The sequence below is a fragment of the Albimonas pacifica genome (assembly GCF_900113695.1).
GTDB classification, from domain to species: Bacteria; Pseudomonadota; Alphaproteobacteria; order Rhodobacterales; family Rhodobacteraceae; genus Albimonas; species Albimonas pacifica.
The window spans coordinates 15120-38032 of record NZ_FOQH01000009.1 but is presented as its reverse complement, the minus strand read 5'-3'; the positions used below and the strand labels follow the sequence as shown (position 1 = coordinate 38032).

Below are 22913 nucleotides of genomic sequence, written 5' to 3'. Positions count from 1 at the left end.
CGCTCCCCCGCGCGGGACCCGAAGTCAACCGCGCCAGGCAGGGCCGCGACGCCGGGGACCGGGCGGGGCGCGCCCGCCGCCGTCCGCGCTCCTGCGCGCCCGGGGCCCGCGGTGTCGGCGGGATCATGGGGGCGGCGGCCTGCCTTGCCGCGCGCCCGCCGCCCGGGGTCCGCGGGCGGTCGGGGTCCGGGGGCGCGCGGGACGGACCCCGTCGGGGCGCGTCCGGAGATGGAAAGGGGCGAGCCGTCGGGCTCGCCCCTTTCCTGCGCCGCGGGGGCCCGGGCGATCCCGGGCCCCGTTCAGGCGATCTCGACCAGCTCGACGTCGAAAGTCAGGGCCTTGCCGGCGAGCGGGTGGTTGGCGTCGAGGTAGAGCTCGGTCTCCGTGGTCTTGGCCACGGTGACGTTCATCATCTGCCCGTCCTGGAGCTGCACCTGAAGCTGGGTGCCCGGCTCGGTGGGGATGTGGTCGGGGACCGCGGCGCGCTCGACGGCCTGGACGCGGGCGGGATCGTGCTCGCCATAGGCCTCGGCGGGCTCGATGCGCACGGTGCGCTTCTCGCCGACTTCCATGCCGGTCACGCCGGCCTCGAGCCCGGGAATGATCTGGCCGGAGCCCAGCTGGAAGGTCAGCGGATCGCGCCCCTCGGAGCTGTCGAACACGGCGCCGTCGTCCAGCTTGCCCGTGTAGTGAAGATGCAGCGTGTCGCCCGGCTTCGCCTGAGTCATGAGATGTCCTTTCGGCGGGGGGGGTGAATTTGCCGAGGCCGCGCGGCGCGCGGGTGCTCGGTCGCTCCGGGTCCAAGGTCGCAACTGTCGGGCGCGATGTAAACCGCCCCGCGGCGAAAGGTTCCAAGGCGCGGGCGCAGCTTCCGCGCGAGGAGCGACGCTCCGCGCGGCGAGGCCTGCGCGGACGCGGGGCTCAGGGCAGCTCGCAGAGCGGGGTGCGGGGGTCGCCGACGGCCCGGGGCGACATGAGCAGGGCGCAGGGGTCGTAGCCGGCCGCCACGAAGCGCGCGCGGATCCCGGCCAGGGTCTCGGGCGGCAGGGTCTCGTCGCGCGCCAGGATCCAGCCGTAGTCGCGCGACGGATGGCCGATCGCGGTCCACTGGTAGTCCGGGTCCAGCGCGAAGACGATGTAGTCGCCCGAGAGCGGCCAGAGCCAGGTTCCCAGCACGCTCACGAAGGCGACTTCGAGCGCGCCGCGGTCGGAGGCGCCGGTGAAGCGGGCCCGGCCCTCGGCCGTCGCGCGGGCGCCGTCCGCTTCGAGGCAACTGTTGATCACCTCGATGCCGTCGACGTCCTGCGCGGGCGCATAGGTCGCGGTGGTGGCGGCGGCGCAATCGGACTGGAACCAGTTCGGGATCACCGCGATCTCGTGCCAGAGGCCGAGATAGCGCTCGAGCTCGAAGCCGGAGACGGGCTGCACGCCCGCGGCCTCGTCTGCAAGCGCCGGGGAGGCGAGGCCCGCCGCCAGGAGGAGGGCGGCGGCGAGGCGGCCGGGAGGGGGAACGAGCGAGCGCATGGGCGGTCCCTTTGGAAACGGCGGGCGGGGGCTGAAGATAGGCCGGCGGAGCGTCGGGCCCAGGGTCGCGGCGGCGCGCCGCCGCGGAAGCGTCGAGCCCCGCCGCGGGATGCGCGACGGGGCTCGGGGGTCTGGTCAGGGCGAGGCGGCGCGGCCGGGCGCCCCCTCTCCCGCCGGTGGCGGGCAGGGGGGCGGGGGCGCGCGCAGGCGCGCCCGAGGCCTCAGGCGCGACGCCTCAGGAGAGCGCGCCGGCCGACTTCAGGCGGGCGAGATCCTCGGCCGAGACGCCGGCGGCGGTCAGGGCGGCTTCGGTGTCCGCGCCCATCGGGCGGGCGGGCTTCGGCGTCGGGGCCGGGGTGCGGTCGAAGCGGGGGGCGGGGCTCGCCATCGTGGCGCCGCCGACCTCGAGGTAGGCGTTGCGCGCCACGTTGTGGGGGTGCGTCTCGGCCTCCTGCGGGGTCAGCACCGGCGCCACGCAGCTGTCGCCGCCGGCGTAGATCGCCTCCCACTCGTCGCGGGTCTTGGTCCTGAAATGGGCCTCGTAGGCCGCGCGGCGCTTCTCCCAGACGGCCTTGTCGTCCTGGGTCTCGTTGTCCGCGGGGTCGAGGCCGGCCTTCTCGATCATCTCGCGGTGGAACTGCGGCTCGATCGAGCCCACCGAGATGTACTTGCCGTCCTTGGTCTCGTAGCAGCGGTAGTAGGGCGCGCCGCCGTCGAGCATGTTGCTCTCGCGCTCGGGCCCCCAGCGGCCGGCGGCCATCAGGTTGCGGAAGATGCCGGTCATCGCCGCCACGCCGTCGATCATGGCCACGTCGACCACCTGGCCCTTGCCGGACTTCGACCGCTCCCACAGCGCAGACAGCACGCCGAAGATCAGGAACATGGTGCCGCCGCCGTAGTCGGCGACGAGGTTGAGGGGCGGGGTCGGCTCCTGCCCCTTCTTGCCCATCATCCCCAGCGCGCCGGTCAGCGAGACGTAGTTGAGGTCGTGGCCCGCCATCTGGCTCCACGGCCCGTCCTGCCCCCAGCCGGTCATCCGGCCGAAGACGAGGCCGGGGTTCTTCGCGAGGCACACGTCGGGGCCCAGCCCCATGCGCTCCATCACGCCCGGCCGGAAGCCCTCGATCAGGGCGTCGGCCGACGCGATGAGCGCCAGCGCCGCCTCGACGCCCTCGGGCGTCTTGAGGTTCAGGGCCACCGACTTCTTGTTGCGGTTGTTGACGTCGGAGGGGCGCTCGCCCCCCGACTTGCGGTCGATGACGATGACCTCGGCCCCGAGGTCGGCCATCAGCTGGCCGGCGAGCGGGCACGGGCCGATGCCGGCCATCTCGATCAGCTTCAGTCCTTCGAGCGGTCCGGGCATGTCAGTGGTTCCTCTTGCGGTCGTCGAGACCCAGGCCGCGGCCGATGATCTCCTTCATGATCTCCGAAGACCCGGCGAAGATCCGGGTGACGCGGGCGTCCACGTACTGCTTGGCGATCTCGTATTCGTCCATGTAGCCGGCGCCGCCGTGGAGCTGGACGCACTCGTCCACCGTCTCGGCCTGCGTCTCGGAGGCGAAGAGCTTGATCTCGGCGGCGAGCTCGGAGGTGAGCTTGCCGTTGACGTGCTGCAGGGCGCAGTGGTCGAGGAAGGCCCAGGTCGCGTCGAGGCGCGTGCGCAGGTGGCTCATCTTGAAGCGCGAGTTCTGGAACAGGCCGATCGGCTTGCCGAAGGCGGTCCGCTCCTTGATGTACTGCAGCGTGATCTGGAACGAGCGCTCGGCGGCCGAGAGGGAGCCGACGGCGGAGATGATCCGCTCCTCGGCGAGGTTGTTCATCATCACCTTGAAGCCGCCGGTCGGGTCGCCCAGCACGTTCTCCTTGGGGACCTTGACGTTGTCGAAGAACAGCTCCGACGTGTCCTGGCCGTGGCCGCCCATCTTGCGCAGCTTCTTGCCGCGCTGGAAGCCGGGGGTGTCGCCGGGGACCAGGAACAGGCCGACGGCGTGGGACTTGTCCGGGTCGGTCTTGGCGGCGACCACGATCAGGTTCGCGATCTGGCCGTTGGAGATGTAGGTCTTCTGGCCGTTGATCAGCCAGTGGTCGCCCTTGTCCTCGGCCCGGGTCTTCATCCCCGCGAGGTCGGAGCCGGTGCCCGGCTCGGTCAGGGCGATGGCGAGCGGCGTCTCGCCCGAGACGCAGCCGGCCATGAAGCGGTCGCGCTGGTCGTCGGTGCCGAACTTGTGCAGGTAGGGGCCGACGACGCGGTTGTGCAGCGAGGCGGCGAAGCCCGAGCTCGCGCCCGCCATCGCCATCTCCTCGATCAGGATCATGTCGTAGCGGAAGTCGTCGATGCCGGCGCCGCCGTATTTCTCGTCGGCGTACATGCACAGGAAGCCCTGCGCGCCGGCGGATTTCCAGACCTCGCGGCTGACCTGGCCGTTCTCGCGCCAGGTCTCGACGTGGGGGGTGACCTCGGCCGCGACCCATTTGCGGACGGAGTCGCGGAACATCTCGTGGTCTTCTTCGTAAAGCGTGCGGGCGATCATGGGGGTCCTCCCAAGGGGGGGCGCCTTGCGGGGGCGCTCTGACGGGACCGGCCCCCGCGCCCGGTGGGCGGGGGGCCGGAAGGGTGGTTCGGGGTCGCGGTCAGGCGGCCTTGGCCGTCGTTTCGCGCAGCTTGTCGTAGGCCTCGGGGCGCACGCGGAAGCGCTCGCCCCAGGCGTCGGCCAGTTCCTCGGCGCGGCGGGCGAAGGCGTCCACGCCCACGCCGCGGATGAACTGCAGGGCGCCGCCGGTCCAGGCGGGGAAGCCGATGGCCATGATCGAGCCGATGTTGGCCTCGTGTTCGGAGCGCAGGACGCCCTCGTCGAGGCAGCGCAGGGTCTCGATCGCCTGGCGGTAGAGCATCCGGTCCTGGGCCTCGTCCATGGTCACGCCGCCGTTGCCGGTCATGAACTGGCTGAGGCCGGGCCAGAGGCTGCGCCCTTCGGGACCGTAGTCGTAGAAGCCGCCGCCGTAGTGGCGCCCGCCGCGGCCGAGCGCGACCATCTTCGGGGCGATGGCCGCCGAAGCCTCGTTCTTCACCGGGAAGCCGTCGGTGACGCCGAGGCGCTCGTCGAGCTTGCGGTGGGTTTCGCGGACCCGCTCGGAGAGCACCATCGAGACCTCGTCCTGCACCTGCAGGGGGCCGACGGGCATGCCGATCTTCCAGGCGGCCCGCTCGATCATCGCGGGGGCCATGCCGTCGATCAGCAGCGCCATGCCCTCGTTCATGAAGGTGCCGAAGACGCGCGAGGTGAAGAACCCGCGGCTGTCGTTGACCACGATCGGCGTCTTGCCGATCTGCTGGACGTAGTCATAGGCCTTGGCCAGCGTCTCGTCCGAGGTCTTCTCCCCCAGGATCAGTTCCACGACGGCCATCTTGTCGACGGGCGAGAAGAAGTGGATCCCGATGAAGCGGCTGGGGTCGGGCGCCGCCTCGGCCAGGATCGAGATCGGCAGGGTCGAGGTGTTGGAGCCGTAGATGCCGGTCGGGGACAGCTTGGGGAAGGTCGCGGGGATCACCTGCTCCTTCAGGGCGATGTCCTCGAAGACGGCTTCCACGATGATGTCGACGTTCTCGTAGTCGTCGGCGTCGGTGGGGCGGATGTTGGCGAGCAGGGCCTCGGCCTTGGCGTCGTCCATCCGGCCCTTGGCCCTGGCGCCCTCGACGAGCTTGGCCGAGTAGGCCTTGCCCTTCTCGGCGTTGGCGAGGTCGGTGTCCTTCAGCGCGGTCGGCAGGCCGCGGGCGGCGTGGGCGTAGGCGATGCCGGCGCCCATCATGCCGGCGCCGAGGACGGCGGAGGACCCGGCCTTCCACTTCTCGGCCTTGGGGCGGAACTTGCCGCCCTTGATGGCCTGGTTCCCGAAGAAGAAGGTGGTGATGGCGGCCTTGGCCTCCTTCGAGACCACCAGGCGCAGGAACTGGCGGGACTCGTCGCGCAGGGCGGAGTCGAAGCCCATGCGCATGGAGTTGACCGCCACGTCCAGGATCCGCTCGGGCGCGGGCATCAGGCCGCGGGTCTTCTTGATCAGCAGGGTGGGGGCCACCGAGGCGATCTGGCGGACCTTGGGCGAGGTCGCGTCGCCGCCGGGGTAGCGGAAGCCTTTCTGGTCCCAGGGCTGGGCGTGGGCGCCGGGGTTGGCCTTGATCCAGGCTTTCGCGGCGGGGATCAGCTCTTCCTGCGTGGCGACCATCTCGTCGACCATGCCGAGCGCGAGGGCCTTTTTCGGCGCGTGAGGCTTGCCCTCCATCACCACCGGCAGAGCCTTTTCCAGGCCGAGCAGGGCGGTGGTGCGGACCACGCCGCCGGCGCCGGGGAGCAGGCCGAGGGTGACCTCGGGCAGGCCGGTGATGGCGCCCGGCGTGTCGAGGATGATGCGGCGGTTGCAGGCGAGGCAGATCTCGTAGCCCCCGCCCAGCGCCGCGCCGTTGATGGCGGCGACCACCGGGACGGGCAGTTTCTCGATCCGCCGGAGCATCCCCTTGTTCTTCTGGAGATCGTCGAAATAGGCCTGATCGACCTCCTCGGTCGCCAAAAGGCCGTTGAGGTCGCCGCCGGCGAAGAAGGTCTTCTTGCCCGAGGCGATGACGACGCCCTTGAGGCCCTCTTCCGCATACAGGCGGTCGATGATCGCGGTCATGCCCGTCTTGTAGGCGGGCGTCATCGTGTTCGCGCCCTGGCCCTGCATGTCCATGGTGACGACGACGATGCCGTCCTCGTCCTTCTCGTAACGGAAATCTTCCATTCCTCAGACCCTCTCGATGATCGAGGCGATGCCCATGCCGCCGCCCACGCACATGCAGATCAGCGCGCGCTTGAGGTTCCGACGCTCCAGCTCGTCGAGCATCGTGCCCACCAGGCAGCCGCCGGTGGCGCCCAGCGGGTGACCCATGGCGATGGCGCCGCCGACGACGTTGAGTTTTTCATCGGGCACATCCAGGTCCCGCTGCAGCCGCAGGGCGACGGAGGCGAAGGCCTCGTTGATCTCGACCAGGTCGATGTCGTCGATGGTCAGCCCGGCTTTCGCCAGAGCCTTCTTGGAGGCCGGGCCGGGGCCGGTGAGCATGATGGTGGGCTCGCAGGCGGTCAGGGCGATCGCCAGAACCCGGCCGCGGGGCGTCAGGCCCAGGTCCTTGCCCACCGCCTCGTTGCCCACCATGACGAGGGACGCGCCGTCGACGATGCCCGAGCTGTTGCCAGGGGTGTGGACGTGGTCGATGCGCTCGACATGGGGGTATTTCGCCAGCGCGATGGTGTCGTAGCCCATGGCGCCCGGAGCGGCGAAGGAGGGCTTCAGGCCCCCCAGCGCCTGCATGTCGGTGTTGGGCTTGATGAAGTCGTCGCGCTGCAGGATGACGAGGCCGCTTTCATCCTTCACCGGCACCACCGAGCGGTCGAACCAGCCCGCGTCGCGCGCGGCGGCCGCCTTCTGCTGGGAGCGCATGGCGAAGGCGTCGACGTCGTCGCGGGTGAAGCCCTCGAGCGTCGCGATCAGGTCGGCGCCGATGCCCTGGGGGACGAAGCCGGTCTGGATGTTGGTCGCGGGATCGCCGGCCATCGGGCCGCCGGAGGCCCCCATCGGCACGCGGGACATGCTCTCGTAGCCGCCCGCGCAGACCAGGTCCTCCCAGCCCGAGGCGACCTTGGCGGCGGCGGTGTTGAACGTGTCGAGGCCCGAGGCGCAGAAGCGGTTCACCTGGGCGCCGGGGACCGTCTCGTCCCAGCCGGCCTTCTGCAGGGCGATCTTGGGCAGGACCGCGCCCTGCTCCATCACCGGCTCGACGCAGCCGAGCATCACGTCGTCGACGCGCGCGGTGTCGAGGTCGTGGCGGGACTGCATCTCGTGCAGCAGGGTGGTCACGAGGTCGATGGGCTTGACCTCGTTGAGCGAGCCGTCCGCCTTGCCCTTGGATCGGGGCGTGCGGATGGCGTCGTAGATGTAGGCGGCTTCGGCCATGGGGCTCTCCTCCGGCTCCGCGGCCCGGGCCCGTTCCAGGGCGCCGGCGGCCACGCGTCGCGCGGGAGAGTGCCGTTCGCCGAGGGAGGGGGTCAAGCCTGTTAATCGGTCAGTGAATGTGCGTGCGGCGCCGCACAGCGGAACGCTTGGACCGCAGGTATACGCTAACCGACCGACAGGCAAGGGCGTCGTCCGAAGCGACGAGCGGGGCTGCGGCGCGGGCGCGCAACCGCGCGTGCGGGCGGCGCGGGTCCGGTCGTGCCACGGCGCGCACACGCCTGCGGAGCAAGGGTTTTCGGAAAGCCCGGCGTCTGGAAGATGACCCAAGGGCGGGCGACGTCGCCGCCGCCCGTCCCTGGGGACCGTCCACCGGCCGGGCCGGCCAAGAAGGCGTCTCCTCCCGGCGCGGCGTCTTCGCGCCGTCGCCTCAGGTGCGCCGACCCGGCGGAGCGAACATGCGCTCTGCGGGGCGGCCGCGGGCAGCCTATGCGGCGGGCGGTCGCAGCGCAAGCCTGCTTTGCATTCCGCCCGCCCGCGCGTTAATGGCTTGATTAAGAGCGACTCCGGCGGCCTGCGCCGCAGGAGGCGCGAGGGGACGAAGCCGGGCGCGCCGCCGAAGGCCCGGACGACCAGGGAGGATTGGATGAAGCACCCGTCGCATCACGCGAAGACCACGCCCGACAAGCTCGCCTACGTGATGGCGGGCTCGGGGAAGGGGCTGACCTACGCCGAGCTCGACGCCGTCTCCAACCGCGGCGCGCAGGCGCTGCGCAGCCTGGGCGTGCAGAAGGGCGAGGGCGTCGCCATCCTGATGGAGAACCGGCTCGAGTTCATGGAGATCCTGTGGGCCTGCCACCGGGCCGGGATCATCTACACCGCCGTCTCGCGCTACCTCACCCCCGAGGAGGCCGGCTACATCATCCAGGACTGCGGCGCGAAGGTCTTCGTCACCTCCGAGAAATACGCCGAGCGCGGCGACGAATTCGCCGCCCAGGTGAAGCCGGGCACGAAGCTGATGATGGTCGGCGGCACGGCCCCGGGCTACGACAGCTGGGAGGCGCTGGTCGCCGCCCAGCCGTCCGAGCCCGTCGCGGACCCGTGCGCGGGCACGGACATGCTCTATTCCTCGGGCACCACGGGGCGGCCCAAGGGCATCTCCAAGGCCTGGGTCGAGGAGCCGATCGACTACATCAACCCGTTCCTCGAGATGCTGGTGGGGGGGAAGTGCGGGGCGAACGCGGACTCCGTCTATCTCTCGCCCGCGCCGCTCTATCACGCGGCGCCGCTGCGCTTCTGCCTGATCATGGCGAACTTCGGCGGCACCTGCGTGATCATGGAGCGGTTCGATCCCGAAGCGTATCTCGCGGCGGTCGAGAGATACCGCGTCACCCACTCCCAGCTCGTGCCCACGATGTTCGTGCGGATGCTGAAGCTGCCCGAGGAGGTGCGCGCGAAATACGACGTCTCCTCGATCCGGACCGCCGTTCACGCGGCCGCCCCGTGCCCGCGCGAGATCAAGCAGAAGATGATCGACTGGTGGGGCCCGGTGCTGGTCGAGTACTACGCGGGCACGGAAGGCAACGGCGCCACCTTCTGCGACAGCCATGAGTGGCTGGCCCATCCCGGCACCGTCGGCAAGCCCATCGTCGGCGCGATCTACATCGCCGGCCCCGACGGCGAGGAGCTGCCCCAGGGCGAGACCGGCGGCGTCTACTTCAACACCGGCATCGACTTCGTCTATTTCGGCGATCCCGAGAAGACCGCGAAGTCCTTCCTCAAGCCGGGCGTGGGCACGCTGGGCGACGTGGGGTTCCTGGACGGGGACGGGTATCTCTACCTGACCGACCGGGCCTCCTACACGATCATCTCGGGCGGCGTGAACATCTACCCGCAGGAGACCGAGGACCTGCTGATCACCCATGACAAGATCGCCGACGCCGCCGTCTTCGGCGTGCCGGACGAGGAGATGGGCGAGGCGGTGAAGGCGGTGGTGCAGCTGATGAACCCCGCCGAGGCCTCGGACGCGCTGGAGGCGGAGCTGATCGCCTGGGTGAAGGGCCGGCTGAGCCATGTGAAGGCGCCCAAGTCGATCGACTTCCGCGCCGAGCTGCCGCGCACGGCGACGGGCAAGCTGATGAAGCGTCTCTTGAAAGACGAATACTGGGCGGACGCCAGGGCGGGAGCTGCGTGATGGCTGCGAAGAATCCTTTCGATCTCTCGGGCCGGGTGGTGGTGATCACCGGCGGCAACGGCGGCATCGGCCTCGGCATGGCCGAGGGGCTGGCGGTGATGGGCGCCAAGGTCGCCGTCTGGGCCCGCAACGAGGAGAAGAACGCCAAGGCACTGGCGCGCCTGGCCGAGGCGCCGGGCGAGGCCATGGCGCTCGCGGTCGACGTCAACAGCCAGGAGGCGGTGGACGCCGCCATGGCGCAGACGCTGGAGCGGTTCGGGCGCGTGGACGGGATGTTCGCCAACGCCGGGATCTCGGCGCGGAAGGCCTCGCTCCTGGACCGGACCGAGGACGACTGGCGCCGGGTCTTCGAGGCCAACGTGCTGGGCGTGCACCGCGTCTTCAAGGCCGCGGCGACCCACATGGTCGAGCGGGCGAAGGACGGGGACGCCTTCGGGCGGCTGGTGGTGACCTCCTCGACTTCGACGATCTTCGGGGCGGCGGGGAACGAGCCCTATGGCGGCTCCAAGGGCGCGGTGCTTTCGATGATGCGGGCGCTGGCGGTGGAGCTGGCGCGCTTCGGGATCACGGCGAACGCGATCCTGCCGGGGTGGACCGAGTCGGAGATGACCGCGCCGGCCTTCTCGAACGAGAAGTTCGTGAAGGCGACGATGGGCCGGACCCCGATCCGGCGCTACTGCACGCCCGAGGATTTTTCGAACCTCGCGGTCTACCTGATGACCGACGGCGCCTCGGCCCACACCGGGGACTGCCTGCGGATCGACGGCGGGTACTCGATCTTCTGAGCTGGCCGAGGGCGTCGGGCCGCGCGGTCCGCCCTCGCGCGCGGCGCCCCGGCGATCGGGCGAGGCGCGGGACGGGAGACGGCGCCCCCGGGCGCGCCGCCGGGCCCGCGCCGCGGGCGCGACGCCCGGTCCGGGCGGATCCGTGGACGCGGCGCGTCCGCGGCCCGCGCCGGGCGGCGCAGGACGGCGGCGAAGCGGGCCTTCCGCTTCGGAAGTCGGGGCCCGCCGGCGCCGGGCGTCGGGCGCGCCGCGGGCGGACGAGCGGCCCCGGGCGGGACGGCCGACGCGGCGCCTGCGGTGCGCGCGCGGGCCGCCGGGCGGCGCGGGACAGGGTCGCGGGGGGGTGACAATCGGCGCCGGGGCGCTAGCTTCGCGCGTGCGCCGTCCGACCGGAGCGCAACCGAACCGAAACCGCCCCCGGAGAGATCCTTGCCCCCTATCGACGTCCGCACGCCCGCCCCGCCGCCGCCTGACCGCCGCCCGGCCGCGGCCCGTCCGTCGAAGCGCGGGGGGGCGAAGCGACGGCGGACGCTGGCCGGCCTGATCGTCGCGCTCCTCGCCGGAATCGCCGCCCTGTCGCTCGCGCCCGCCCAGGCGCAGCAGACCGGCGCCGCGGCCGAGACGGGCGGCGCCCAGGAGAGCGAGGCCGCGGCCGAGGCCGCCGCCCTGCCGACCGCGGCGCTGCTCGAGGTGCTCCGGAACGCCGAGGCCCGCGACCGTCTGATCGAGGCGCTGGAGCAGGCCCAGGGCGAGGGAACAGCAGAGGGCACGGGCGAGGGCGCCGGCGAGACTTCCGGCGGCGGGGGCGAGGCGGCCTCCGCCTCGGCCTCCGGCGAGACGGCGGCCCCCGTCGCCCCCGCGCCCGGCGAGGACGGCCTCGGCGCGCGCATCGCCGAGACCACGCAGGCCTGGGTGAACGCCGTCGCCTCGACGGCGATGTCGACCTGGAACGAGCTGCTGGAGGCGCCGGACCGTCTCGACGGGCTGGGCGAGGCGGTGGACCCCTCGGTGCTGCTGTCGGCGCTCAAGGAGCTGGGACTGACCATCGTCGGCACCTACGCGGTCTACGTGCTGATCCGGCTGGGGGCCGGCGGGCTGCGGCGGCGGATCGGGCGCTCGGGCGCCGAGGGCGGGCCGCTTCACAAGCTGCTGATGGGCTTCGCGATGGCGGCGCTGGACGCGGCGACGGTGGTCGCCGCCTGGGCCGCGGGCTATGCGATCGCCACCTTCGCGCTGGATCCGCCGGGCTCGGTCGGGATCCGGCAGACCATGTATCTCAACGCCTTCGTGGCGGTCGAGATCGCGCGCAACGTGATCCGGCTGATGTTGCGGCCCGAGACGGGCTCGCTGCGGCTGATCCCGATGCCGGACGCGGCGGCGCGCTATCTGACGTCGCGGCTGATCGTGGCGGCGGCGATCCTGGGCTACGGCCAGCTTCTGGCCGCTCCCATCGTGGCCCGCAACGCCGGCTGGCAGGCGGGCCAGGCGGTGGGCGTCGCGGTGGGGCTGGTCGTGGTGCTGATGGGCTTCGTGGCGGTGCTGCGCCACCGCCGGGCCGTGGCCGACTGGCTGACCCCGGCCGAGCCGGGCAGCCGCCGGGTCTTCGCGGCCCTGGCCAAGCTGTGGCACGTGCCGGTGCTGATCTACCTCGCGGTGCTCTTCGTGATCGTGATGACCCGGCCGGGCAACGTGCTGTGGCCGGTGCTGGAGGCCTCGGGCAAGATCCTGCTGGCGATCGTGATCGGGATGATGATCAACGGCTTCCTCGCCGCGCGGATGCGCGCGGGGGTGAAGCTGCCCGAGAGCCTGAGCGCCAAGCTGCCGCTGCTCGAGCATCGGCTGAACGCCTTCGTGCCCCGGCTGCTGCTGGCGGTGCGGCTGATCGTGGCGGTGGTGGTGCTGGGCGTGGCGCTGGAGCAGGCGGGCGTCTTCGACACCGAGGGCTGGCTCGCGACCGAGACCGGCCTGCGCATGACCGGGGCCGCGGTGAGCGTGATCTTCATCCTGCTGGGCGCCTTCCTGGTGTGGCTGGCCTTCTCGGCCTGGGTGGACTGGCGGCTGAGCCCCGACGTGGGCCGGGTGCCGACGCCGCGGGAGACGACGCTGCTGAGCCTGCTGCGCAACGCCGCCACCATCGCGCTGCTGGTGATCACGCTGATGTTCGCGCTTTCGGAGCTGGGGATCGACATCGCGCCGCTGATCGCCTCGGCGGGCGTGCTGGGCCTCGCCATCGGCTTCGGCGCGCAGAAGCTGGTGCAGGACGTGATCACGGGCGTGTTCATCCAGCTCGAGAACGCGATGAACGTGGGCGACGTGGTGACCGTGGGCGGGATCACCGGGGGGGTCGAGAAGCTGACCGTGCGCTCGGTCTCGATCCGCGACCTGAACGGGACCTACCATCTGATGCCGTTCAGCTCGGTCGACATGGTCTCGAACTTCACGCGCGACTTCGCCTACTGCGTGATGGACGCGGGCATCGCCTATCGCGAGGACATCGACGAGGCCAAGCAGGCGGTGCTGGACGCCTTCGCCGCGCTGAAGGAGGACGAGACCCAGGGCGCGGCGCTGCTGGGCGACGTGGAATGGTTCGGCGTGCAGGCGCTGGGCGACAGCGCGGTGGTGCTGCGGGCGCGGGCGAAGACCCGCCCCGGCTCCCAGTGGGGCTTCGGCCGGGCCTGGAACGAGCAGATCAAGAAGATCTTCGACGCCCGCGGGATCGAGATCCCGTTCCCCCACCAGACGGTCTACTTCGGCGAGCTCAAGGACGGCTCGGCCCCTCCGGTGCACATGGTGCGCGACGACAAGGCCGAGGTGGTCGAGGGCGAGGCGAGCCCGGCCCCCGAGCCTGCCGCCGCCCCCGCCCGCGGTCCGCGGACCGACAAGGCGCTGAACCGCGACATGCCCGACGAGGACGAGGTCTGAGCCGACCGCCCCGGCGCGCGGGCGCCGCGTCGGGCGTCCCGCCCGGGGGGAGCGGCCCGCCCGCGGCGCGAGGCGGGCGGGGCGCGCGGGGGACGGTTTCTTTCCCTGCGCGGCCCGGGCCTGGGGCGGGCGTGGGAGCGCCGCGTCGGGCGTCTCGATCTGGACGGGCGGTCCGCTCGCGGCGCGGCGGCGGGCGGAGGCGCCTGGGGGACGGTTTCTTCCCTGGCGCGGGCCCGGCTTGGGGCGGGTGGCGGAGCGCCGCGTCGGGGCGCGCGCCCCGGAGCGGCGGCGTGTTCGCGGCGCGATCGCGGGAAGGGGCGCTTGCGGGACGGGGGCCTGGGCGGTCCCGGGCATCGGCGGCGGGCCGCCGGGGAGCGCCGCGTCGGGCGCGGCGCCGGGGGCCGGCGGTCGGCTCGCGGCGCGGGGCGGGCGGGGCGCGGGTTTCGGGGGCGCGGGTTTGGGGGGCGCGGCGTCGCGCGGGCGCCGCGCGCTGTTGCGGCGCCGTCGGCTTGGGGCTAGCAAGGGCCCGGAATCGCCGCCGCAGCATCGCAATCATCCGCAAGGGGCATCATGACCGAACCTCTCCGCCTGGGCATCGCCGGACTTGGAACCGTGGGCGCGGGGGTGGTCAGGATCGTCCAGACCCATGCCGCGATGCTGGAGGCGCGGGGCGGGCGGCCGGTGACCATCTCGGCGGTCTGCGCACGCTCGCGCAACCGCGACAGGGGCGTGGATCTTTCGGGCTACGACTGGGAGGACGATCCGGTCGCGCTGGCGCGGCGCGAGGACGTCGACGTGCTGATCGAGCTGATGGGGGGCGAGGACGGCCCGGCCAAGGCCTGCGTCGAGGCGGCGCTGGAGACCGGCAAGCACGTGGTCACCGCCAACAAGGCGATGCTGGCCCACCACGGCCAGGCGATGGCCGAGCAGGCCGAGGCCGCCGGCCGCGCCCTGAAGTTCGAGGCGGCCGTCGCGGGCGGCATCCCCATCGTCAAGGCGCTGGGCGAGGGCCTGGCCGCCAACGGCATCGAGCGCCTGATGGGCGTGATGAACGGCACCTGCAACTACATCCTCACCGAGATGGAGGCGACCGAGGCCCCCTACGAGACGGTGCTGGAGGACGCGCAGCGCCTGGGCTACGCCGAGGCCGACCCGACCTTCGACGTGGGCGGCATCGACGCGGCCCACAAGCTGGCGCTGCTGGCCGCGATCGCCTACGGCACGCGCGTCGACTTCCCCGGCGTGCAGACCGAGGGCATCGACCGGATCTCGCTGACCGACATCCACCAGGCCCGCGACATGGGCTTCCGCATCAAGCTGCTCGGCGTCGCCAAGATGACGCCCCTGGGGCTGGAGCAGCGCATGACGCCCTGCCTGGTGCCGGCGGGGAGCTCGATCGGGCTCCTGGCGGGGGTCACCAACGCGGTGGTGGTCGAGGGCGATTTCGTCGGCCAGACCGTGTTCCAGGGGCCCGGCGCGGGGCAGGGGCCGACGGCCTCGGCGGTGATGGCGGACGTGCTCGACATCTCGCGCGGGCAGGTGGGGACCACCTTCGGCGTGCCGGCGACGCGGCTGGCGGCGGCGCCGCGGGCCTCGGACGCCGGCGCGGCGGCCTACTACCTGCGCATGTCCCTGCAGGACGCGCCGGGGACGCTGGCCAAGGTGACCGCGGCGCTGGGCGAAGAGGGCGTCTCGATCCGCCAGATGCGCCAGTACGACCACGAGGGGGGCGCCGCGCCGGTGATCTTCGTGACCCACCCGGCCGAGCGCGCCTCGCTCGACGGGGCGCTGGGGCGGCTGGGGGCGATGGAGGAATGCATCGACGCGCCGATGGCGCTTCGCGTCGAGATCCTCTGAGGCGACGGCCCGCAGGGGACCGGAACACGCCGCGGAACGAAGGCCCTCCCCGGGCGCCGGGGAGGGCCTTCCGCGTTCCGGGGGCGGGCCCGGGGAGCGCCCGAGAGGAGCCGCCGCCGGGGGCGGGATCGCCGACCGGCCGAGGCCGTGGGCCGGGTCGCCTCGGGGCCGCGCCCGCAGGGGGCGCCGGCCCCTGGCGTCAGGCGGCTCGGGCCGCGGCCCGCGCGCGGCCGCCGGCCGGGGTGCAGCGGAAGTAGGCCAGCATCTCGGTCAGCGTCGCCAGCTCCTGGTCGAGGTCGCGGGCGGCCGAGGCGTTGCGGGTCGAGATCTCGGCGTTGCGCTGGGTGTTGGAGTCGAGCTCCGACATCGCGTGGTTGATCTCGTTCACGCCCGAGGCCTGCTCGGTGTTGGCGGCGTTGATCTCGGCGATCTTGCGGGCGAGCTCTCCGACCTGGCCGCGGATCTCGGCGAAGACCTCCACCGCGGAGGCCATCAGCTTCGCGCCCTGCTCGACGTCCGCCGAGCTCTGCTTGATCAGCCGGGTCGTGTCGGCGGCCGCGTCCGAGGAGCGCTGGGCGAGGTTGCGCACCTCCGAGGCCACCACCGCGAAGCCCTTGCCGGCCTCGCCCGCCCGTGCGGCCTCGACCGCGGCGTTCAGGGCGAGGAGGTTGGTCTGGAAGGCGATCGACTCGATCGCGCCGTTGATCTCGTTGATCCGCTTCGAGCTTTCCTCGATCGTGCGCACCGCGTCGGTGGCCTGCTCGATCACCTGCTGGCCTTCCTCCGTGCGCTCGGCGGCGCGGCGGACCACCTGCTCGCCGTCGCGCGAGTTGTTGGCGGTGGCGTTGATCGTGGCCGAGAGCTCCTCGACCGTCGCGGCGATCTCCTCGAGCGTGGCGGCCTGGCGCTCGGCCCGGTCGGAGAGGTCGTCGGCGCTGCCGCGGATGTCGGTCGAGCCGTGGCTGATGCGGTCCATCGCCGAGCGCATCCGCTCGACCAGGTCGCGCCAGGAGCCGCGCAACGAGTGGACCGCGTCGCGCAGGGGCACGTAGGCGGGGTCCATCGGCGCGTCGTCGACGCTGTCGAGATCGCCGGAGGCCAGGGTCTCGAGCATCGAGCCCAGGCGGCGCACGGCGGTGACGCGGGGGGTGATGTCCTGCGCGAACTTCACGATGCGGCGCACCTCGCCGTAGCGGTCCTTCACCGGGTTGTAGGTGGCCTGGATCCAGACGTCGGCGCCGTCCTTGGCGCGGCGGCGGAATTCCTGGGAGACGGCCTCGCCGCGGGAGAGCTTGCGCCAGAACTCGGCGTAGTCGCCCGTGTCGGCCTCCCCCTCAGGCATGAAGATGCGGTGGTGGCGGCCCTTGATCTCCTCCAGCCGCCAGCCCATGGTCTTGAGGAAGTTCTCGTTCGCGTCGAGGATCGTGCCCTTGGTGTCGAACTCGATCACCGCCTGCACGCGCGAGATCGCCTCGATCTTGCCGCGGGCGTCGAGCTCGGCGGTCGCGTCCTGGGTGACGTCGACGGCGAGCTTCATCACCCGCACCACCTTGCCCGCCTCGTCGCGCACCGGCATGTAGGAGGCGCGCAGGAAGCAGATCCGGCCGCCCTTGCCGACGCGGCGGAAGCGGCCGTCCATATGCTCGCCCGCCGCCAGCCGGCTCCAGAACGTGCGGTAGTAGTCGCTGCCCGTCACCTCGGGCGGGCAGAGCGTGCGGTGGTGGCGGCCCACGAGTTCCTCGAGGGTGTAGCCGACCAGCTTCTGGAAACTGGGATTGGCGTCGAGGATCTCGCCTTCGGGCGTGAACTCGATCACGGCCCAGGCCTCGTCCAGCGCCCGGCGAAGCGGGTCTTTCCCACGGGAGGCGGGGCGGGCGAATCCGAACATGCAGCGACTCCTCTCGATGCGTCGCGTCGGAAATAGCCCCATGTCCTTTCCAAAGAATTGCCAAGATCCTCGGCGAGGGATCGTGCCGGCCCCTGCCGGTCCCGGGCGCCCGCGCGCGCGCGCCACAGGAGTTTCCCTTGCCGCCGCGCGCCCCGCTTCGTAGGAAGCCATGGGGCCGTCAGGTCCCTTCAGGAATGCGCGACCCGAGGAGCGTCCATGCCCGACACGATCAAGGAACCCGGCGGCATCTTCGCCGACCGCATGCTGTCCCTGGGACTGGCCCGCGTGTCGGAGGCCGCCGCCATCGCCGCGGCGAAGCTGGTCGGCCGGGGCGACGAGAAGGCCGCCGACCAGGCCGCCGTCGACGCGATGCGCACCCAGCTCAACCTCCTCAACATCGAGGGCGTGGTGGTGATCGGCGAGGGCGAGCGCGACGAGGCGCCGATGCTCTACATCGGCGAGGAGGTCGGGCAGGGCGGCGGGCCCGCCGTCGACATCGCGCTGGACCCGCTGGAGGGCACCACCCTCTGCGCCAAGGACATGCCGAACTCGCTGGCGGTGATCGCGATGGGGCCGCGCGGCTCGATGCTGCACGCCCCCGACGTCTACATGGACAAGCTGGCGATCGGGCCGGGCTACGCGCCCGGGCTCGTCGACCTCGACATGACCCCCACCGAGCGGGTGCTGGCGCTGGCCAAGGCCAAGGGCGGCAAGCCCTCGGACGTGACCTGCTGCATCCTCGAGCGGCCCCGCCACGAGGAGATGGTGCGCGAGGTCCGCGAGACCGGCGCCGCCATCCGCCTGATCACCGACGGCGACGTCGCCGGCATCATCCACTGCGCCGAGGCGCATCTGACCGGGATCGACATGTACATGGGGTCCGGCGGCGCGCCCGAGGGCGTGCTGGCCGCGGCCGCGCTGCGCTGCATGGGCGGCCAGATCCAGGGGCGGCTGCTGTTCCGCAACGACGACGAGCGGGGCCGGGCGAAGAAGGCCGGGATCACCGACTTCGACAAGAAGTATTCGCTGACCGAGATGGTCACCGACGACGTGATCTTCGCGGCCACCGGCGTCACCGACGGCTCGATCCTCCGCGGCGCCCGGCGCGACGGCGAGTGGATGGAGACCGAGACCATCCTGATGCGCTCGCGCACCGGCTCGGTCCGCCGCATCGGCTATCGCCAGCGCAACCAGTAAGGCGCGCGAGACGCGAGACAAGGGGGGCCCGGCGGCGACGCCGGGCCCTTCGTCGTTTTGCGATCGACGCGCGCGGGGACGCCGCCGAGCGCGGCGCGGCCGGGGGGCGGTCCGCAGGCGCCCTGCGGGCGGGCCTGGCTGGCGGGCGCTTGCGGTGGGGCGTTGCATCGGGGGGAGACCGGAGACGCCTCCGGCGGGCTCCTGACTCACCCAAGAACAGGCCCCGCGCCTGTCCTCCGGATCCGTCCATCGCGTCTGATGCCTGAGCGACTCGCCCCCTCCGGTCAAGGACAAGCCCCGCTTCGCGGGGTCGCTTCGCGATCCCTGACCGGAGGGGGCGAGTCGCTCTGATCGGCATCCGCGACGGACGGCTCCGGAGAACAGGCGCTTTGCGAGGCATGGCCGGCGTCGCTCCGGGTCGCCCGGGGCGGGCGGAGCGGGGAGAGAGGCGGCGGGCGTCGGTTGCGGGGACGGGCGCGCACCCGGGGGGCGCTTGCGGGGGCGGGCGGGGGGCGCCAGAGTCGCGGCAGCCAGAAACTCCGGGAGGCCGCCGATGTCCGTTTCCGAAGATCCCGTCGTCGTCGTGGGCGCGGCGCGCACGCCCATGGGAGGGTTCCAGGGCGAGCTCTCCGGCGCCACGGCCGCCGAGCTCGGCGGCGTCGCCATCCGCGCGGCGCTGGAGCGGGCGGGCGTCGAGCCGGGCCAGGTGGGCGAGCTGCTGATGGGCTGCGTCCTGCCCGCCGGGCAGGGCCAGGCGCCCGCGCGGCAGGCCGGCTTCGCCGCGGGGCTGGGCGAGGAGGTCCCGGCCTCGACGCTCAACAAGATGTGCGGCTCGGGGATGCGCACGGTGATGATGGCCCATGACCAGCTTCTGGCAGGCTCGCAGACCGTGATGGTCGCAGGGGGCATGGAGAGCATGTCCAATGCGCCCTATCTCCTGCCCAAGATGCGCGGCGGCGCCCGGCTGGGGCATTCCGAGGTCAAGGACCACATGTTCCTCGACGGGCTCGAGGACGCCTACGACAAGGGCCGCCTGATGGGGACCTTCGCCGAGGACTGCGCCGAGAAGTTCCAGTTCACGCGGGAAGCGCAGGACGAATACGCGATCCGCAGCCTGTCGGAGGCGCTGCGCGCCCAGACCGACGGCGGCTTCGCGGCGGAGGTGGCCCCGGTCGTGGTCCGCACGCGCAAGGGCGAGGTCGAGGTCGCCACCGACGAGCAGCCCCGCAACGCCCGCCCCGACAAGATCCCCACCCTCAAGCCCGCGTTCCGCAAGGACGGCACCGTGACGCCCGCCAACAGCTCTTCGATCTCCGACGGCGCCGCCGCGTTGACGCTGATGCGCCGATCGGAAGCGGAGCGGCTGGGGCTGACGGTGAAGGCCACGATCCTGGGCCACGCCTCCCACGCGCAGGCGCCGGCCTGGTTCTCGACCGCGCCCGCGCCGGCCATGCGGAAGCTGATGGAGCGGGTCGGCTGGAGCATGGACGACGTCGACCTGTGGGAGGTCAACGAGGCTTTTGCAGTGGTCCCGATGGCCGCCGAGGTCGAGCTCGGCATCCCGCGCGGAAAACTCAACGTCAACGGCGGCGCCTGCGCCCTGGGCCACCCGATCGGGGCCTCCGGCGCGCGGATCCTGGTGACGCTGATCCATGCGCTGGAGGCGCGCGGGCTCAAGCGCGGCATGGCCGGGATCTGCATCGGCGGCGGCGAGGGCACGGCTGTGGCGCTGGAGCTGGGCTGAGGCCGGGCCGAGGGGGCTAGCGCTCGGGGTCGGGCGCGAACCCGGGCGCGGCGACCGGCTCGGGGTCGGGCTCGCTCCGCGGCGCGACGGGGCCGAAGACCGCCCAGGCGTAGGCGAGGAGCAGGGAGGCCACGACCATCTCGCCGCCGTCCTCGGCCACCCCCGTCGCGTAGCGCGGGACCGGCCAGGCCCGCACCGCCTCGTGCGCCATGTCGCAGACCACCCCCGCGAGGCCCAGCAGCCCGAAGAGCGCGACGAACACCGCCAGGCGCCGCGCGTCCCCCTGCCGGCGGCGGCGCCAGGCCCAGGCGAGCAGCAGGGCGAGGATCGCGCACTCCGCCGCGACCACCAGCAGCTCGCCCGCGTCCTGGGCGCGCAGGAAGGGCGGGGCGGGCAGGGACAGCCCCTCCGCCAGCGCCCGGCCCAGCCGCTCGTGCCCTTCCAGCGCGTCGTCGGCCAGCAGCATCGCGAAGGCCGCCGCCAGCGCCGCGGGCAGCGCCCCGCGCCCCCGGCAGGCCGCCCAGGCGCAGAGCGTGGCCAGCGCCGCCCATTTCAGGATCGTCCAGGCGGCGGCGAGGTTGCGCTCGGTCTCCAGCCGCCAGGCATCGGGGACCGAGGCGATCAGGTCGAGGAACGACAGCGCCGAGAGCCCGACGTTGGCGCCGATCAGCGCCGCGTCCACCGCCAGAAGCGAGGCCGTCGCACGGCCGGGCGGCAGGCCGGTCCAGGGGCCCGGCGGGACCTGGGGGATCATCGGAAACCTCGCGACGGCGCCGGCGCGCCGGCGAAAATGAAATCCTGTTCATCTGGATGGGTTCGTCATGAAACTGTCAACCCGCCTGCGCGCCTGCGGGGGCCGGGAACGCCCCCCTCGCGCGCGCCGCCGCCCCGGGGAGGGCAGCCCGACGCCCGCCGACAGGCCGCGCCTCGGCGGGACCGACGAGGCGCGGCCGCGCGCGGGCGCGTATCCGGGAGCGCATTCGCCGCGTGGCTTCACCTGCCGGCCGGCTTGCAGTCGGCCGGCAGGGGCCTTAACCATCCAGTGAACCGACGCCGGACCCGAGTCCCGCTCGACCGCCGGCGCAGCGCCAGGGAGCCCAGGGAGCACGCCCATGCCCATCAAGAGCACCAAGGAGATGGTCGCCGCCGCCAACGCGGAGCTGGAGGTGATCCCCGCCGAGACGGCCATCGAGATGCTCGGGGCCGAGGACGTCGTCTTCGTCGACATCCGCGACGTGCGCGAGCGCTGGCGCGACGGCGCCGTCCCCGGCGCCTGGCACGTGCCGCGCGGGATGCTGGAATTCTGGATCGACCCGACCTCGCCCTACGCGAAGGAAGAGTTCCAGAGCGGCAAGAAGTTCGTCCTCTACTGCGCCGGCGGCATGCGCTCGGCGCTCGCGGCCAAGGTCGCCCAGGACATGGGGCTGAGCCCCGTCGCCCATATCGAGACCGGCTTCGGCGGCTGGAAGAAAGCCGGCGGCCCGGTCGAGGAGATCAAGCCCAAGGAGCGCTGAACGCGCCCCTTCGCGGCCCCAAGCAACCAGAAACTCCCAGGAGAGAAGCATGAAGCTCCAGAGCGGTCTGTCCGCCGTCATCACCGGCGGCGCCTCGGGTCTCGGCGAGGCCTGCGCCCGGCGCCTGGCCGAGGCCGGCGTCAAGGTCACCCTGTTCGACCTCAACGACGAGAAGGGGGCCGCGGTCTCCTCCGAGATCGGCGGGCTCTACGTCAAGACCGACGTCTCGGACCCCGAGTCGGTGAAGGCCGGCCTCGCCAAGGCCCGCGAGGCCCATGGCCAGGAGCGGATCGCGATCAACTGCGCGGGCATCGGCGGCGCGGCCAAGACCGTGGACCGGGACGGCAATCCGCTGAACCCCGACCACTTCATGAAGATCATCAAGGTCAACCTCTTCGGCACCTTCAACGTCGCCTCCCAGTCCGCCGCCGGCATGGCCGCGGCCGAGCCGCTGGACGACGACGGCGAGCGCGGGGTGATCATCAACACCGCCTCGGTGGCGGCCTTCGAGGGCCAGATCGGGCAGCTGTGCTACTCCGCCTCCAAGGGCGGCGTGGTGGGCATGACCCTGCCGATGGCCCGCGACCTCGCCCGCTCGGGCATCCGGGTGTGCACCATCGCCCCGGGCCTGTTCCTGACGCCCCTGCTGATGGGCCTGCGTGAGGAGGCCCGCAAGTCGCTGGGCGCCCAGGTGCCGTTCCCCTCCCGCCTCGGCGATCCCAAGGAGTACGCGATGACGGCGGCGCACATCATCGAGAACTCGATGCTGAACGGCGAGACCATCCGCCTCGACGGCGCGATCCGCATGGCGCCGAAGTGAGCTGAGCCCTGGGCCGAACGGCCGAATGCGATCCGGACGCCGCCCCTCGGGGCGGCGTTTCTCGTTGGGAGGGGCGGTCTGCAGGCGCCCTGCGGGCGGGCTTGGCGGGGGGGCGATCACGGGGAGGGAGCAGAGGAATGGCTGCTGGAGGAGCCTCCGGCGGGCTCCTGACTCACCCAAGAACAAGACGCCCGCGCCTGTCCTCCGGACCCGTCCATCGCGTCCGATGCCTGAGCGACTCGCCCGCCCCGGTCAAGGACAAGCCCTCCTTCGGAGGGTCGCTGCGCGATCCTTGACCGGGGCGGGCGAGTCGCTCTTACGGCATCCGCGATGGACGGCTCCGGAGAACAGGCGCTCCCGGCGGGGCCTGGGGCAGGGGGCGCCTGGCGCGGGCGGAGTGAGAGAGAGAGGCGGGGCGGGGCGGACGCGGGCCGGGGGGCGCGGGCAGGGGGGGGGCGCGGTGCGCGGCGGACGGGGCGCCGGGGG

The 22913-nt window shown here is 72.5% G+C and carries 16 protein-coding genes; 8 read left to right on the top strand and 8 right to left on the bottom strand.

Annotated features, from left to right (window positions below; translation table 11 throughout):
- Positions 1 to 299: 299 nt before the first annotated feature.
- The 6 genes from BM064_RS19120 to BM064_RS19095 form a co-directional block, all read right to left on the bottom strand.
- On the bottom strand, positions 300 to 728 hold the full coding sequence (locus tag BM064_RS19120; RefSeq protein ID WP_092862336.1) for an FKBP-type peptidyl-prolyl cis-trans isomerase: 429 nt from the start codon (positions 726 to 728) through the stop codon (positions 300 to 302).
- A 193-nt stretch (positions 729 to 921) separates the two neighbouring features.
- Positions 922 to 1524: a lipocalin family protein gene (locus tag BM064_RS19115; protein WP_092862334.1), complete on the bottom strand. Its 603-nt coding sequence runs from the start codon at positions 1522 to 1524 to the stop codon at positions 922 to 924.
- A 235-nt stretch (positions 1525 to 1759) separates the two neighbouring features.
- Entirely contained in the window at positions 1760 to 2887 is a 1128-nt protein-coding gene (locus BM064_RS19110; RefSeq protein ID WP_092862332.1) for a CaiB/BaiF CoA transferase family protein, read from the bottom strand.
- 1 nt (position 2888) lies between these two features.
- Positions 2889 to 4055, bottom strand: a complete 1167-nt coding sequence (locus tag BM064_RS19105) for an acyl-CoA dehydrogenase family protein (RefSeq protein WP_092862330.1) — start codon at positions 4053 to 4055, stop codon at positions 2889 to 2891.
- A 100-nt stretch (positions 4056 to 4155) separates the two neighbouring features.
- The gene (locus BM064_RS19100) at positions 4156 to 6297 is read right to left on the bottom strand and encodes a 3-hydroxyacyl-CoA dehydrogenase NAD-binding domain-containing protein (protein ID WP_092862328.1); all 2142 of its coding nucleotides are present in this window, start codon (positions 6295 to 6297) and stop codon (positions 4156 to 4158) included.
- A gap of 3 nt (positions 6298 to 6300) precedes the next feature.
- A complete protein-coding gene (locus tag BM064_RS19095) occupies positions 6301 to 7509 on the bottom strand; it encodes an acetyl-CoA C-acetyltransferase (RefSeq protein WP_092862326.1) in 1209 nt (402 codons plus the stop codon).
- Between the two features lie 643 nt (positions 7510 to 8152).
- Here BM064_RS19095 and BM064_RS19090 point away from each other — a divergent pair.
- The 4 genes from BM064_RS19090 to BM064_RS19075 all read left to right on the top strand — a co-directional run bounded on the left by BM064_RS19090 (position 8153) and on the right by BM064_RS19075 (position 15264).
- The gene (locus tag BM064_RS19090) at positions 8153 to 9700 is read left to right on the top strand and encodes an acyl-CoA synthetase (RefSeq protein ID WP_092862324.1); all 1548 of its coding nucleotides are present in this window, start codon (positions 8153 to 8155) and stop codon (positions 9698 to 9700) included.
- A complete protein-coding gene (locus BM064_RS19085; RefSeq protein WP_092862322.1) occupies positions 9700 to 10485 on the top strand; it encodes an SDR family NAD(P)-dependent oxidoreductase in 786 nt (261 codons plus the stop codon). Before BM064_RS19090 ends, BM064_RS19085 begins: the two co-directional genes overlap by 1 nt.
- 429 nt (positions 10486 to 10914) lie before the next feature.
- Positions 10915 to 13407, top strand: coding sequence for a mechanosensitive ion channel domain-containing protein (locus BM064_RS19080; RefSeq protein ID WP_245779218.1), 2493 nt, complete (start codon positions 10915 to 10917; stop codon positions 13405 to 13407).
- A gap of 570 nt (positions 13408 to 13977) precedes the next feature.
- Positions 13978 to 15264 carry a homoserine dehydrogenase gene (locus tag BM064_RS19075; RefSeq protein ID WP_092862320.1) on the top strand — a complete coding sequence of 429 codons (1287 nt, stop codon included), beginning with the start codon at positions 13978 to 13980 and terminating at the stop codon, positions 15262 to 15264.
- A gap of 199 nt (positions 15265 to 15463) precedes the next feature.
- Here BM064_RS19075 and BM064_RS19070 read toward each other — a convergent pair whose 3' ends face one another.
- Positions 15464 to 17152 (bottom strand): methyl-accepting chemotaxis protein, encoded by a 1689-nt coding sequence (locus BM064_RS19070; protein WP_177236328.1) that lies wholly within the window; start codon positions 17150 to 17152, stop codon positions 15464 to 15466.
- A 216-nt stretch (positions 17153 to 17368) separates the two neighbouring features.
- Between BM064_RS19070 and glpX the strand changes: the two genes are divergently transcribed.
- Both glpX and BM064_RS19060 read left to right on the top strand, forming a co-directional pair.
- Positions 17369 to 18349, top strand: a complete 981-nt coding sequence (gene glpX / locus BM064_RS19065) for a class II fructose-bisphosphatase (protein ID WP_245779217.1) — start codon at positions 17369 to 17371, stop codon at positions 18347 to 18349.
- A 553-nt stretch (positions 18350 to 18902) separates the two neighbouring features.
- Entirely contained in the window at positions 18903 to 20093 is a 1191-nt protein-coding gene (locus BM064_RS19060) for an acetyl-CoA C-acyltransferase (RefSeq protein ID WP_092862316.1), read from the top strand.
- Between the two features lie 16 nt (positions 20094 to 20109).
- Here the strand turns inward: BM064_RS19060 and BM064_RS19055 are convergent, their stop codons facing one another.
- The gene (locus BM064_RS19055; protein ID WP_092862314.1) at positions 20110 to 20847 is read right to left on the bottom strand and encodes a hypothetical protein; all 738 of its coding nucleotides are present in this window, start codon (positions 20845 to 20847) and stop codon (positions 20110 to 20112) included.
- 358 nt (positions 20848 to 21205) lie between these two features.
- Here BM064_RS19055 and BM064_RS19050 point away from each other — a divergent pair, with 358 nt between their 5' ends.
- Together BM064_RS19050 and BM064_RS19045 are read left to right on the top strand one after the other, a co-directional pair.
- Positions 21206 to 21607, top strand: coding sequence for a rhodanese-like domain-containing protein (locus tag BM064_RS19050; protein WP_092862312.1), 402 nt, complete (start codon positions 21206 to 21208; stop codon positions 21605 to 21607).
- A 49-nt stretch (positions 21608 to 21656) separates the two neighbouring features.
- Positions 21657 to 22427, top strand: a complete 771-nt coding sequence (locus BM064_RS19045; protein ID WP_092862310.1) for a 3-hydroxyacyl-CoA dehydrogenase — start codon at positions 21657 to 21659, stop codon at positions 22425 to 22427.
- Positions 22428 to 22913 lie beyond the last annotated feature (486 nt).